This window comes from Brevundimonas subvibrioides (assembly GCF_027271155.1).
Taxonomy (GTDB): Bacteria; Pseudomonadota; Alphaproteobacteria; order Caulobacterales; family Caulobacteraceae; genus Brevundimonas; species Brevundimonas subvibrioides_D.
The window spans coordinates 1,939,535-1,952,135 of the sequence record NZ_CP114542.1 but is presented as its reverse complement, the minus strand read 5'-3'; the positions used below and the strand labels follow the sequence as shown (position 1 = coordinate 1,952,135).

The 12,601-nt window shown below is 66.1% G+C and carries 13 protein-coding genes; 5 read left to right on the top strand and 8 right to left on the bottom strand.

Annotated elements, in window-relative coordinates:
- Window positions 1-7: 7 nt before the first annotated feature.
- Entirely contained in the window at window positions 8-190 is a 183-nt protein-coding gene (locus tag O3139_RS09895; RefSeq protein WP_269513911.1) for a hypothetical protein, read from the bottom strand.
- A 159-nt stretch (window positions 191-349) separates the two neighbouring features.
- Between O3139_RS09895 and O3139_RS09890 the strand changes: the two genes are divergently transcribed.
- Entirely contained in the window at window positions 350-1,819 is a 1,470-nt protein-coding gene (locus O3139_RS09890; protein WP_269513910.1) for a phospholipase D-like domain-containing protein, read from the top strand.
- On the opposite strand, the gene O3139_RS09885 is transcribed toward O3139_RS09890, so the two are convergent.
- The 5 genes from O3139_RS09885 to folD all read right to left on the bottom strand — a co-directional run bounded on the left by O3139_RS09885 (window position 1,807) and on the right by folD (window position 5,740).
- On the bottom strand, window positions 1,807-2,544 hold the full coding sequence (locus O3139_RS09885; protein WP_269513909.1) for an endonuclease/exonuclease/phosphatase family protein: 738 nt from the start codon (window positions 2,542-2,544) through the stop codon (window positions 1,807-1,809). The genes O3139_RS09890 and O3139_RS09885 overlap by 13 nt on opposite strands.
- A gap of 45 nt (window positions 2,545-2,589) precedes the next feature.
- Window positions 2,590-3,276: a TPM domain-containing protein gene (locus O3139_RS09880; protein WP_269513908.1), complete on the bottom strand. Its 687-nt coding sequence runs from the start codon at window positions 3,274-3,276 to the stop codon at window positions 2,590-2,592.
- On the bottom strand, window positions 3,276-4,040 hold the full coding sequence (locus O3139_RS09875; RefSeq protein ID WP_420022351.1) for a TPM domain-containing protein: 765 nt from the start codon (window positions 4,038-4,040) through the stop codon (window positions 3,276-3,278). The genes O3139_RS09880 and O3139_RS09875 overlap by 1 nt, the downstream gene beginning before the upstream one ends.
- A 53-nt stretch (window positions 4,041-4,093) precedes the next feature.
- Complete coding sequence (locus tag O3139_RS09870) at window positions 4,094-4,744, bottom strand: LemA family protein (protein ID WP_269513906.1); 651 nt, start codon at window positions 4,742-4,744, stop codon at window positions 4,094-4,096.
- Between the two features lie 72 nt (window positions 4,745-4,816).
- The gene (gene folD / locus O3139_RS09865) at window positions 4,817-5,740 is read right to left on the bottom strand and encodes a bifunctional methylenetetrahydrofolate dehydrogenase/methenyltetrahydrofolate cyclohydrolase FolD (RefSeq protein ID WP_269513905.1); all 924 of its coding nucleotides are present in this window, start codon (window positions 5,738-5,740) and stop codon (window positions 4,817-4,819) included.
- Between the two features lie 102 nt (window positions 5,741-5,842).
- On the opposite strand from folD, the gene O3139_RS09860 reads away from it, so the two are divergent.
- The 4 genes from O3139_RS09860 (at window position 5,843) to O3139_RS09845 (ending at window position 11,363) form a co-directional block, all read left to right on the top strand.
- Complete coding sequence (locus O3139_RS09860; protein ID WP_269513904.1) at window positions 5,843-7,690, top strand: PPC domain-containing protein; 1,848 nt, start codon at window positions 5,843-5,845, stop codon at window positions 7,688-7,690.
- Between the two features lie 69 nt (window positions 7,691-7,759).
- Window positions 7,760-8,926 (top strand): lycopene beta-cyclase CrtY, encoded by a 1,167-nt coding sequence (gene crtY, locus O3139_RS09855; RefSeq protein WP_269513903.1) that lies wholly within the window; start codon window positions 7,760-7,762, stop codon window positions 8,924-8,926.
- A complete protein-coding gene (locus tag O3139_RS09850; protein ID WP_269513902.1) occupies window positions 8,923-10,425 on the top strand; it encodes a phytoene desaturase in 1,503 nt (500 codons plus the stop codon). The genes crtY and O3139_RS09850 overlap by 4 nt, the downstream gene beginning before the upstream one ends.
- Window positions 10,422-11,363, top strand: coding sequence for a phytoene/squalene synthase family protein (locus tag O3139_RS09845; protein ID WP_269513901.1), 942 nt, complete (start codon window positions 10,422-10,424; stop codon window positions 11,361-11,363). The genes O3139_RS09850 and O3139_RS09845 overlap by 4 nt, the downstream gene beginning before the upstream one ends.
- Here O3139_RS09845 and O3139_RS09840 read toward each other — a convergent pair.
- Both O3139_RS09840 and O3139_RS09835 read right to left on the bottom strand, forming a co-directional pair.
- Window positions 11,335-12,084 carry a fatty acid desaturase gene (locus O3139_RS09840; RefSeq protein WP_269513900.1) on the bottom strand — a complete coding sequence of 250 codons (750 nt, stop codon included), beginning with the start codon at window positions 12,082-12,084 and terminating at the stop codon, window positions 11,335-11,337. The genes O3139_RS09845 and O3139_RS09840 overlap by 29 nt on opposite strands.
- On the bottom strand, window positions 12,081-12,578 hold the full coding sequence (locus O3139_RS09835) for a sterol desaturase family protein (RefSeq protein ID WP_269513899.1): 498 nt from the start codon (window positions 12,576-12,578) through the stop codon (window positions 12,081-12,083). Before O3139_RS09835 ends, O3139_RS09840 begins: the two co-directional genes overlap by 4 nt.
- Between the last annotated feature and the right edge of the window lie 23 nt (window positions 12,579-12,601).

Here is a 12,601-nt window from a genome sequence, read left to right as displayed (position 1 = left end):
AGGCGGATCAGCACTTCTGATCGCGACGCGCGGAGATGAAATCGGCCTTGGCGGGCTGGTCGCAGTCTCGAACGCGGTGAACCTCGGGCGACGCGCGCTGCGGGCGCTCGATGTCGACGCCGAACTGGGAGAGCGCTGCCGTGACGAGCAGCGCGATGAAGCCGGCCAACAATTCGATCAGCGCCTGCACCTGGGTGCTCCCTTCGTCCGCTCGCTTTATGCCTGATTTCGGAGCGTCCTACAATCCGGTGGTGGAACCGACGCGCAGCTGTGCCATTGACGATACAAGCCCTCAATGGGACGAAAAGGGCGATCCGGAAGGATCGGTCAGGCGGGCGGGTCGATCAACATGGAGCAGGCGGTCGACGACGCGACCCTGGACGCTTCGGCGGTCCTGGTTCCCGGCGACACCTGCTGGCGTGTCGAGACGGCCGACCGGCTGTCGATCCTGATGGAGAACGAGGCCTATTTCGACGCGCTGTCATCGGCCCTGGACAAGGCCCGGCGGTCGGTCGTGGTGCTGGGGTGGCAGTTCGATCCGAGAACCCGTCTGGACCCGGAAACAAGAGCCGGAGACCGCCAGGCCGAGATCGGGCATCGGCTGCGGATGATGGTCAAGACGCGACCCGAACTGGACGTGCGTCTGTTGATCTGGAAGTCGCCGCTGCTGATCGCGGCGTCGCAGGGCTTTTATCCGCACAAGGCTCAGACCTGGTTCCGAAAGCGGATGGTGGAGTTCCGGCTGGATTCGCCGGGCCCGATCGGAGCCTGTCATCACCAGAAGGTGGTCATCATCGACGATGAGGTGGCGTTCTGCGGAGGCGGGGACATTTCGGTCGATCGCTGGGATTCCACTGCGCATCGCGACGCCGATCCGCGTCGACGCCAGCCGTCCGGCGTCATCTCTCCGCCCCGTCACGAAACCATGTGCGTCATGAGCGGTCCTGCGGCCATGGCGCTGGGCGACCTCGCGCGCGAACGCTGGTTCAAGGCGACATGGGAGAGGACAGTGCCCGAACCGGCGGGAAGCGATCCCTGGCCGGACGGCGTGCCGGTCGATTTCGAGAGGGTTCGGGTCGGCATCGCCCGGACCGAACCCGCATACGGCGGTCGTATCGAGGTGCGTGAGAACGAACGTCTGCATCTGGCGGCCATTCGGGGGGCCAGAAAGCTGATCTATATGGAGAACCAGTATTTCACCTCGCCTGTGATCGCTGCGGCCCTGGCCGAACGGCTGGCCGAACCGGACGGTCCCGAGATCGTGCTGGTCTCCACGGGACGCAGCCCCAGCTGGTTCGACAGCATGACGATGGACACGGCGCGTGCCGAGGTCCTGTTTCGGCTGGAAACGGCCGACGTCCACAACCGTTTCCTTGCCTTCAGCCCCAATACCCGGGGCGGCGAGCGGATCATCGTCCACGCCAAGGTGACCATCGTGGACGATCGCCTTTTGCGCATCGGTTCGACCAACATCAACAACCGCTCGCTAGGCTTCGATACGGAGTGCGATGTGGCCATCGCGCCGGAGGACGCGGCAGGCCGTGAGAGGATCCGTGCCTATCGCCACCAGACCATCGGCCACTTCATCGGCATCAGCGGGGAATCCTTCGCGGCAGCCGAGGCTGTCACGGGTTCGACCGGCAAGGCGATCCAGGAGTCCGACACGGGGCGCATGACGCCGCTGGGCGCGATTCAGCCCTCGATGGTCCAGCGCACCATCGCGGAATTCCAGCTGGGGGACCCCGTTTCGACCGCAGACGCCTTCCGTCCCTGGAAGCGGCGCAACCGGTCGCAGCGGCCTCTGCCTCAGACGTCCTGAAACTCGAAATCGACGACCAGGGGCAGGTGATCCGAAGCCATCCGCGCCAGGGGCGAAAACGCGGCCCGGACACCACCCACCCGGATGTGCGGACTGACGAAGGCATGATCGATCCGGATGGCCGGAAAGCCGGACGGGAAGGTCTTGACCGTCGGTCGTTGGCCGATCTGACGCTGGCAGTCGGCCAGCCTGCGGGTCAGGGTCTGGTAAGGCCGCGTGATCGAGGTCGCGTTGAAGTCTCCTGCCAGAATCGTTGGTCCCTGACAGTCGGCATGGCCGATCCAGTCCTTGCCAACCAGGGCAGCGGCCTGAAGCCTCTGTTCGCGCGGAACCAGCCCCAGGTGGGTGGTCAGGACGTTCAGGGGCGGACAGTCCTGCTTCTCCACGCGCGTCCAGAGGGCGCCGCGCGGTTCCAGACCCGGGATGCCCCTGACGGTGGGCAAGGCCCCGACCCGGATCAGGCGCTCCGGCCAGCGGCTCAGGATCGCATCGCCGTACTCCTCCTGCTCGACCGTCATCGCGGCATGGAAGCGGACGGACATGCCCAGGCGGTCAGCGATCGTCCGGGCCTGATCCACGCCACCTGTGCGGGCCCTGCCGACGTCGAGTTCCTGAAGGCAGACGATGTCGGGATCGTGCTCGGCGATGACGGCGACGATCCGCTCGACATCCAGTCGACGATCCACGCCGACACAGCGGTGCACATTGTAGGTCATGAGGCGCATGGCCGACCCGCTAGTCGATTGTGCGGGCCAAGGCCATGCGGGGTCTCAGATTTCGACGAGACGGTTGATAACCTCGTTCGGGTTCGAGGCGCGCGGCGGGAAATGCTCCGCCAGAACGCCCCCCGCCAATGCTATGGCGCGTTCAAAACCTTCGGCCGGGCGACCGGCCTTCAGGCCGGCGGTCAAGGCGGCGACGGCGTCGGCCCAGACGTCAGGATCGACACGGCTGTAGATTCCTTCATCGGCGATGATCTCGACCTGACGGTCGGACAGGGCGGCGAAGATCAGAACACCCGTCCTCGCGCGCGTGACATGCAGGCCGTGGGCCAGGAACTGATGCATGGCGGCCTGTCGGGTTCTGTCGCGGCGGATGGATGCGGGCGTGACCAGGCGCGTGACCGGCGGGATACGCAGGAACAGATAGGCCATGATGAAGATCGCCGCCTGGACGACGGCATAGACGCCGATGGTCCGACCGATCATCACGTCGCGGGCGGCAAGGTGAGCGGCTTCCCAGGTAATGGCGAACCCGGGAAACCACCTGGCTTCGAACCCGAGGGGGATGAAAGCCAGAGGCAGGATAAAGGCCACCGCTGCCGCCCAGACCAGGCTGACGTCCCGGTAGGAAGACGCCTGTCGCGCCAGGACACAGAAAATCTCGCCCGATGTCCGGGCCTCGGCCGCAGCGATCGCCGAGGCGATGGCGGCGTGCTCTTCGGGGTTGATCCGCATCACCATCCGCCGGAAGCCCCGCCACCGCCAAAACTGCCGCCACCGCCGGAAAAGCCGCCTCCACCCCCGAAGCTGGAACCGCCGGAGCGGCTGCTGGCTGAGCTGCTCAGGACATTGGCCGCGCCCCACAGGATCACGTCGCCCAGACCCTCCGCGCCGCGTCGGCGACGCCCCCGTCGTCCGGCACCGCGCATCAGGTTCAGGAACAGAAACAGAAAGATCAGCGCGATGATGATGACCGGAAAGACCGGTTCGTCCGCTTCGGTCGGGGCGGCGGCGACGGCCCGGGCCTGGGCCTCAGCGGGATCCAGTTGGAGCTGGGCGATCACGGCATCGACGCCGGCGGAGATGCCTCGTTCAAAGCCGCTTTCGCGAAAAGGCGGCAGGATGTCGTTCTGGATGATCTGGTTCGACAGGGCATCGGTCAGGACGGGTTCAAGCCCATACCCGACCTCGATGCGCACCTTGCGTTCGTTGGGCGCGACGATCAGCAGGACACCGTTGTCACTTTCGGCGCTGCCGATGCCCCAGGCCCGGCCGAGCCTGTAGCCATAGTCCTCGATCTCGTAGTCCTGAAGGCTGTCGACGGTGACCACGACGAACTGATCGCCTGTGTCACTCTCCAGTTGGGCCAGCCGGGCGGTGATTTCGGCTTCCTTTTCAGAAGACAGAAGCCGGGCCTGATCGACCACACGCCCGGAGAGCGCAGGAAAGTCCGGCTCGGCCGCGAAAGCCTGCGTGCCCATGAACAGGACAACCACCATCGCGCCGACAAGGGCGACGGCACGGCGGGCAAGGCTGGACAAGGGAACCAGGGTCACCGATCTGGCGGCGTCGAGCCCGGCGCGCTTGTCGGCGCACCATTCAGGTTGAACTGCACCTGCGGCGCGGACTGTGCCTCTGCTGTGGCCGTGAACAGTTGCATCGGCTCCTCGCCCGAGAAAACTGTCTTGGCCCAGATCACGGTCGGGAAGGTACGAAGGCTGGTGTTATAGTCGCGGACCGCCTCGTTGTAGTCGCGGCGCGCGATGGTGATGCGGTTTTCGGTGCCCTCAAGCTGCGACTGCAGCTGCAGGAAGCCCTGGTTGGCCTGGAGCTGGGGATAGGCCTCGACCGTGACGAGCAGGCGCGAAAGGGCGCTGGTCAGCTGGCCCTGAGCCGCCTGGAACTGCTGGAAGGCCGCAGGGTCGCTGAGGGTTTCAGGCGTAATCTGAACGGCCGTGGCGCGGGCGCGGGCCTCGGTGACCTGAGTCAGGGTGGTGCGCTCCTGGATGGCGGCCCCCTGCACGGTGGCGACCAGGTTCGGGATCAGATCGGCGCGGCGCTGGTACTGGCTCTGCACATCGGCCCAGGCCGCCTGGGCGCGTTCCTGCTTGGTCGGGATGGTGTTATAGCCGCAGGCCGACAGCGCCGGAACCGCCAGCACGACTGCGAACGCCATACCGAGGCGCGAGTTGATGCGAACCATGGAAACCCTCCGTTCGACGGCCGCATGCCGCCTGTCTTCAACTCGCGACTATCCGCGCATCGCCGGGTTGCTTCAAGCGTCCAGAGCCGAGGGGACGTTACCGTTCGCACGGCAGGCTGCGACGTAGGTGTTGGCCAGCAGGCAGGCGATGGTCATGGGTCCGACGCCGCCGGGTACGGGCGTGATCGCACCCGCGACCTCGACGGCCTCGGCAAACAGCACGTCGCCGACGATCCGCGTCTTGCCCTCGGCGGCCTTCACCGGATCGGCAGAGGGAACGCGGTTGATGCCCACGTCGATCACCGTCGCGCCCGGCTTGATCCAGTCGCCCCGGATCATCTCCGGTCGCCCGACCGCCGCGACCAGAATGTCGGCGGTCCGGCACAGGGCGGGCAGATCGCGGCTGCGGGAGTGGGCGACGGTGACGGTGCAGTTCTCGGCGAGAAGAAGTTGCGCCATGGGTTTGCCGACGATGTTGGAGCGGCCGACGATTACCGCATGCAGGCCCGAGAGGTCGCCAAGCCGGGCCTTCAGCAACATGGTCGAGCCCAGTGGCGTGCAGGGGACCAGTCCGGGCAGTCCGACGGCCAGGCGGCCGGCATTGACGACGTGGAACCCGTCGACGTCCTTGTCCGGGTCGATCGCGCCCAGCACTGCGGACGAATCGATCTGCGAGGGCAGGGGGAGCTGCACGAGGATTCCGTGGATGCCCGGGTCCTCGTTCAGGGATTGAACCAGGGCCAGCAACTCGGCCTGGGTGGTCGTGTCGGGCAGTCTGTGGGTGTCAGACCGCATGCCGGCGCGCGCCGTGGTCTCGCCCTTGTTGCGGACGTAAATCTGGCTGGCCGGATCTTCGCCGACGATCACGACGGCCAGGCCAGGCTTGATGCCATGCGAGGTGATCAGAGCGGCGGTTGCGGCCGTAATGCGGTCCACAAGACCGGTGGCGAAGACCTTCCCGTCGATGATCGTGGCGCGAAATGCATCGTCCGCCATGATTGGCTCCTCATCCGTCAGGAATCGACCGGTGTGCGGCGATTTACAGTTGTCGCGGATCGTCGTCTATGTGCGTCACGGGCTTATCCCGAGGGAAACATCATGCGCCGCTCTTCTTTCGCCATCACTGTCAGCGCCATCGCTCTGCTCACCGCCGGTCAGGCTCTGGCCCAGGAGGTCACGCCTCTGCGACTGGGTCAGTCCGTGACGGGCGCGCTGACCGCAGAAGACACCACGGTCGATAACGAGGAGGTGGGGCAGTTCGTCTACGACACATATTCGGTCCGGCTTCGCCAAGGCCAGCGGGTCGAGGCGACGCTGCGCGCAGCATCGTTCGATGCCTATCTGGAGGCGTTTGAGGGCGACGCTACCGAGGCGTTCGCATCGGACGATGATGGCCTCGAAGAAGGGACCGACTCGCGGATGCGTTTCGTGGCTCCCGCGTCCGGCAACTATCTGATCCGGGCCCGGACCCTGAGCGGTCTGGAAGGCGGAGACTATACGCTGCAGATCAACGAACGCGCTGCACCGCCCCGCGCCCCGCGCCCCACCGGACTGCGGATCGGGGAAGAGATCGATGGCCGGATCGCGGACACCGATCCGGTGAACGATGACGACGCCCTGTATGACGCCTACAGCTTCCGCGCTCGCGAGGGTCAGCGCTATGCGATCAGCCTGAACAGCGATGATTTCGACGCGATCGTTCGGGTCGGTTCGGCCCGCGGAGATTTCCAGGAAATCGCGTCCAACGACGATTCCGGCGCGGGCGGGCTGAACTCCTACCTGGTCTTTACGGCACCGGCCTCCGGCGACTTCATCGTGCGCGCCGCGCCGCTGGATGGCACCACCAACGGGGCCTATACCCTCAAGGTCGAGGAGACCGGTCCGGCCGCGCCGCGCAATCCGATCGCTTTCGGCGATACGGTCGAGGGCAACCTGGGCAGCCACAGGAACGATTTTGGCGTTCCGGCCGAGATCTATACGTTCCACGCCACGACCGGTCAGAGGCTCATCGCCACGATGAGTTCCGACTCGTTCGACACCTTTCTGGAGCTGTTCGCAGAGCGGGCCCAGGACGCCGGTGGCCGCTATTCGATCGACTCCGATGATGACGGTGCGGGCGAGGGCACAAACTCCCGCCTGACCTTCACCTTCTACGAGGATGGCGATTACGCTTTGGAGGCCCGCGCCTTCAGCGACGAGGGGGAGGGGGCTTTCACCCTGACGCTGGAGGAGGCCCCGCCGCTGCCTGAACCTGCGCCGATCGCCGTGGGGGCGACCGTCCAGGGCGAGATCGTCGATGGCGACGCGACCGACGACGAAAACCGGGGCTATGACGCCTATCGGTTCACCGGCGTGGCCGGAAACCGCGTGCAGGCCATCATGCGCTCAGGTGATTTCGACACCTATCTGCAGATCGGAGCGGCGGACGGGGAGTTCTACGCCGTGGCCGAGGACGACGACGGTCTGGGTGAAGGCACGGACTCGCGCCTGAACTACGTCCTGCCGGCGGACGGGGATTACATCGTCCGCGCCCTGCCGCTGTCGAGCGACTCGACGGGCCTTTATTCACTGGAGCTGATCGACCGGGGCCCGCAGCCCCTGCCGGGCAGCATCCTGGTGGGTGCGACGGCGCGGGGGACCCTGACCGAGGACGACGGTCTGACCGAGGACGGCAGCTACTACGACGCCTACAAGGTCACGCTGAAGGCCGGCGAGAAGTTGCGGCTGACGATGGTTTCCAATGCGTTCGACGCCTATCTCGATGTTGGTCAGGAAGATGAGAGCGGGGTGTTCACCTCGGTCATCTCGGACGATGACGGCCTGTCGGACACCCACGCCAAGATCGAGTGGAGTGTCGAGGAAGACGGTGACTATGTCATCCGCGCCCGCAGCTTCACTTCGGGACAGGAAGGGGCCTATGCCCTGACGGTCGTTCCCCGCGAATAGAGTCCGCGCGACGAAAATGCGGGCCCCGGCGCAGTCGCGCCGGGGCCCGTTTCGCTTTAAGGACGGGGGATGGCCCATTCCGACCATGACCTGATCCTTGTCGGCGGCGGGCTGGCGTCCAGCCTGATCGCCTGGCGACTGGCCATGGACCGGCCGGATCTGCGCGTGGCCGTGGTCGAGCGGGATGGGCGTCTGGGCGGCAAACACACCTGGTCATTCTTCGACGGCGACATCTCGGCCGAGGACCGGGCCTGGCTGGCCCCGGCGACCCCGCATCGATGGACCGGCGGTTACGAAATCTATTTCCCCGGCCTGAGCCGGTCGATGAAGACACCCTACAACAGCATGACGTCCGAGCGGCTGCATGCGGCTGTCGCCCCCCTGCTGGGCGACCGGCTGATCGCGGGCGAAGCGGTGGCCGTGTCGACGGACCGCGTGACCCTGTCGGACCAGACTGTCCTGCGTGCCCGGGGGGTGATCGACGCACGCGGGCCGTCCCCCACACCGCATCTGGACCTGGGCTGGCAGCTGTTCCTGGGCCAAACGGTGCGGCTGACGGAGCCGCACGGACTGACCCGGCCGACGATCATGGACGCGACGGTCGCGCAGGGCGACGCGTACCGGTTCGTCTATCTGCTTCCCTTCGATGAGCGGACCGTGCTGATCGAGGATACCTATTACGTCGACGGAGCCCGGCTTGACCGCGAGGTGATCCGGGACCGGATCGACGCCTATGTCCGATCGCGGGGCTGGACGGTCGAGGCGGTGCTGGACGAGGAAGAGGGAATCCTGCCGATCGCGCTGGACGGCGACATAGACGCCTTCTGGGCCGAGGAGCCGACCGTCGCACGCGCCGGTCTGGCGGCCGCGCTGTTCCATCCCACGACAGGCTATTCCCTGCTGGACGCCGTCGCGACGGCGCGACTGATTGCGGATGCAGCCGACGTGTCGTCCGCAGGGCTGCGGACGCTGATGGAAAATCACTCTAAACAGGTCTGGGCGGACCGCGCCTTCTATCGCCTGCTGGACCGGATGCTGTTCCGCGCGGCCGAGCCCAAAGATCGCTGGAGAGTCATGCGCCGGTTCTATGGCCTGTCCGAGCCGCTGGTGCGGCGCTTCTACGCAGGACGGAGCACGACGCTGGACAAGGCGCGCATCCTGACCGGAAAACCACCCGTGCCCATCCATCGCGCGCTGCGACAGCTGCGTGAAACCCGCCCAGGAAGACCAGTATGAGAGACCTTACGGCAAAACGCGCGGTGGTGATCGGGGCCGGTTTCGGCGGCATTGCCCTGGCCATCCGGCTGCAGCGGGCGGGCATCCAGACGACGCTGCTGGAGATGCGGGACAAGCCGGGCGGCCGTGCCTATGTCTGGAAGGAGCAGGGTTTCACCTTCGACGCCGGCCCGACCGTCATAACGGATCCGGATTGCCTGAAGGAACTGTTCGACGGCACGGGCTCGCAGCTGAGCGACTACGTCGACCTGATGCCGGTCGATCCCTTCTACCGGCTGTGCTGGGAGGACGGCACTCACTTTGACTACAACGACGACCAGGTCGCCATGGAGCGCCAGATCGCGGCGTTCAATCCCGACGACGTCGAGGGATACAACAGGTTCCACGCCTATTCCGAAGAGCTCTATCAGGAAGGCTATCTGAAGCTGGGGGCGGTCCCGTTCCAGTCGTTCGGATCGATGCTGCAGGCCGCGCCCGAGCTGATCCGGCTTGAAGCGTGGAACAGCGTCCACACCATGGTCGCGCGGCACATCAAGGACCCGCACCTGCGCCAGGCCTTCAGCTTCCACACCCTGCTGGTGGGCGGCGATCCCTTCAAGACCAGCTCGGTCTATGGCCTGATCCACGCGCTCGAGCGGCGCGGCGGGGTCTGGTTCGCCCGGGGTGGAACGAGCGCCCTGATCAACGGTCTGGTGAAGTTCTTTCAGGACCTGGGGGGCGACTTCCGCCTGAACAGCCCCGTCGAGCGGATCGAGACCGAAGGCGATCGGGCCACGGGCGTCACCCTGGCCAGCGGCGAGGTCATTCCGGCCGACATGGTGGCCTCGAACGCCGACGTCGTGAACACCTATGCGAAACTGCTGGGCCGAACACCGCGCGGAAAATCCAGGGCCAGGTCACTGAAGTCGAAGCGGTTTTCCATGTCGCTGTTCGTGCTGCACTTCGGCACGTCGCAGCCCCAGCCCCAGCTGGCCCACCACACCATCTGTTTCGGTGCGCGGTATCGCGAACTGATCTCCGAAATCTTCTCGGGGCCGACGCTCCCGGACGACTTCTCGCTGTATCTGCACGCCCCCTGCGCCACCGATCCGTCGATGGCCCCCGAGGGCATGAGCAGCCACTACGTCCTGTCGCCGGTTCCGCATCTGGGGGCCGCAGACATCGACTGGGACGTGAAGGGGCCGGAATACCGCGAGAAGATCATCGACTACCTGGAGGAACGCTACATCCCCAACCTGCGCCGCGATCTGGTGACGACGCGAATCTGGACGCCCAAGGATTTCAAGACCGATCTGGACGCGCACCTGGGCTCGGCCTTCTCGCTGGAGCCGATCCTGACGCAGAGTGCCTGGTTCCGGCCGCACAATCGCGATGACGTGATCCCGAACCTCTATATCGTCGGGGCCGGCACCCATCCGGGTGCGGGCATTCCAGGTGTGGTCGGCTCGGCCAAGGCGACGGCCGGCCTCATGCTGGACCAGGGGCAGACTGTCCGGTGACCGCAGACGCTGTCCTCGCCGCCTCGAAGGCTTCGATCACCAAGGGGTCCAGGAGTTTCCGCTCTGCCTCGCGGCTGTTCGACCCGGCGGTGCGCGAGGATGCCTGGCTGCTCTATGCCTGGTGCCGGGCCTGTGACGACGAGATCGACGGCCAGGACCACGGCTTTGCCCATGAGGCGTTGAGCGTCGAGGAGCAGAAGCGTCGGCTGGCGCGCCTTTACGACATGACGCGGCGGGCCATGAGCGGCGAGCCGATGTCGGACCCGACGTTCGCCGCCTTTCAGCGCGTGGCCATCCGCCACCGCCTGCCGGAGCGCTGGGCCATGGACATGATCGACGGCTTCGCCATGGACGTGGAACACCGCGACTATGTCACCCTGGACGACGTCATGGCCTATTGCTGGCATGTGGCAGGAGTGGTCGGCGTCATGATGGCGCGGGTCATGGGTGTGACGGACCCCGAGGTTCTGAGGCGCGCCCAGGATCTGGGCCTGGCCTTCCAGCTGACCAACATCTCGCGCGACGTGATCGAGGATGCCGAAGGCGGTCGCCTCTATCTGCCCGCTGACTGGCTGGTCGAGGCGGGCCTTGAACCCACGGCCGAGGCCGTCGCTGCCACCCACAATCGCGAGACCGTCCATCGGGTGACGCAGCGGCTGCTGGCGGTGGCCGAGCCCTATTACGACAGCGCGCGCGATGGTCTGCGTGGCCTTCCGTTCCGGTCGTCGATGGCGATCGCGGCGGCGCGGGGTGTCTATCGCGAGATCGGCCGCAAGGTCCGGCGTGGCGGGCCGGGCGTCTGGAAAAGGCGCGTTTCGGTCGGGCGGGCGATGAAGCTCTGGCTGTTCGGTCGGGGGGCCTTGATCGCCGTCTGGACCCAGACCCTGGATCGCGGCAAGGCCCCGCCGCCTAGACAGGCTCTGTGGACGCGGGTCTGACGGGTTGAGCCTTCAGCGACGGTAGCCGCCACCAGGGCGTCGTCGGGGAGGTGTGGTGCTCGTGGTGCAGGCCGAAGTGGAAGCAGGTCAGGAGCGACAGGATCCACGGCATCGGCAGGGTCCGCGCATTGTGGCGGTCGATGAAGCCAGTCCCGGACTTCTCGTGCCGGTGGGGCAGCCAGGTGCCGAAGACGAACAGCTGTAGAGCGCTGACGATCGCGGGCAGGCCCCAGAACAGCATCATGTTCAGCGCGTTTGCCTTCAGGACGAACAGATACACCGCCACTACCGCACTGACGATCAGGAGTTCGCGCAGGCCGAAATAGCGGGTGAAGAAGGCGACAAACCAGGGACCGAAGGCCTCGGGCCGTTCGGCGTGAAAGTCCGGGTCGGTGGCGCTGCCGGGCGTGCGGTGATGCTGGTGGTGGCAGAGGTTTAGGGTGCGGTATGAGAAGGCCGCATAGGCTCCCACGCACAGCTGTCCGATCGCCGCATTCAGGCGGGGTCGCCCGGGGGCCAGCGAACCATGCATCGAATCGTGGGCGACGATGAACATCCCGGCACCCAGCCAGCTCTGGGCCAGGATCAGCAGCGGGGCCAAGGCCACCGCGGGCCACGAAAGGCTCTGGAAAAAGACGCCCCACACATGCAGCGTCATCCACCCACCGACGATCAACAGCGCCAGAGTCAGGCCGATTAGGGTCTGGCGGGTCGGGCTCATGATGTGGGGTTGCCGAGGCGCTCGGCCCGGCGCGCTTTCAGGATGGCCTTCAGCCGGTGAGGGTCCGGGGCCAGGACGAAGCCGAAGGAAACGGCCCCGTCTCGCGTCTGGACCGCATGATGCAGCTTGTGCGCCTGGACCAGTCGACGGGCGTATCCGTTCCTGGGCATCCAGTGGAAGGGCCAGCGCTGGTGCACCAGACCGTCATGCACGAAGGCATAGACGACCCCGTACAGGGTGACGCCCAGGGCGATCGCGCGAATCCACCACAGGTCGGTCAGCCAGGCCAGGACGAACAGGCCGCATCCGGCGATCGCGCCGACCACGCCGTAAAGATCATTGACCTCGAACATCTTGTCGTGCGGCTCGTGGTGGTCGCGGTGCCAGGCCCAGCCCAGGGGGCCGTGCATCACATAGCGATGTGTGGTCCAGGCGACGCCTTCCATCAGAAGGAAGACTGCCACGGTCAGGGCGATGAACCAGAAGGCGAGCATGGTCTGAACTCTACCTGCTGGAC

Bases quoted from the DNA above. Each gene is read 5' to 3' on its own strand.
- O3139_RS09840 (WP_269513900.1), bottom strand. From the start codon at position 12,084: ATGAGCCCGACCCGCCAGACCCTAATCGGCCTGACTCTGGCGCTGTTG.
- O3139_RS09860 (WP_269513904.1), top strand. From the start codon at position 5,843: ATGCGCCGCTCTTCTTTCGCCATCACTGTCAGCGCCATCGCTCTGCTC.
- O3139_RS09880 (WP_269513908.1), bottom strand. From the start codon at position 3,276: ATGCGGATCAACCCCGAAGAGCACGCCGCCATCGCCTCGGCGATCGCT.
- O3139_RS09850 (WP_269513902.1), top strand. From the start codon at position 8,923: ATGAGAGACCTTACGGCAAAACGCGCGGTGGTGATCGGGGCCGGTTTC.
- O3139_RS09870 (WP_269513906.1), bottom strand. From the start codon at position 4,744: ATGGTTCGCATCAACTCGCGCCTCGGTATGGCGTTCGCAGTCGTGCTG.
- folD (WP_269513905.1), bottom strand. From the start codon at position 5,740: ATGGCGGACGATGCATTTCGCGCCACGATCATCGACGGGAAGGTCTTC.
- O3139_RS09890 (WP_269513910.1), top strand. From the start codon at position 350: ATGGAGCAGGCGGTCGACGACGCGACCCTGGACGCTTCGGCGGTCCTG.
- O3139_RS09875 (WP_420022351.1), bottom strand. From the start codon at position 4,040: ATGGTGGTTGTCCTGTTCATGGGCACGCAGGCTTTCGCGGCCGAGCCG.
- O3139_RS09835 (WP_269513899.1), bottom strand. From the start codon at position 12,578: ATGCTCGCCTTCTGGTTCATCGCCCTGACCGTGGCAGTCTTCCTTCTG.
- O3139_RS09885 (WP_269513909.1), bottom strand. From the start codon at position 2,544: ATGCGCCTCATGACCTACAATGTGCACCGCTGTGTCGGCGTGGATCGT.
- crtY (WP_269513903.1), top strand. From the start codon at position 7,760: ATGGCCCATTCCGACCATGACCTGATCCTTGTCGGCGGCGGGCTGGCG.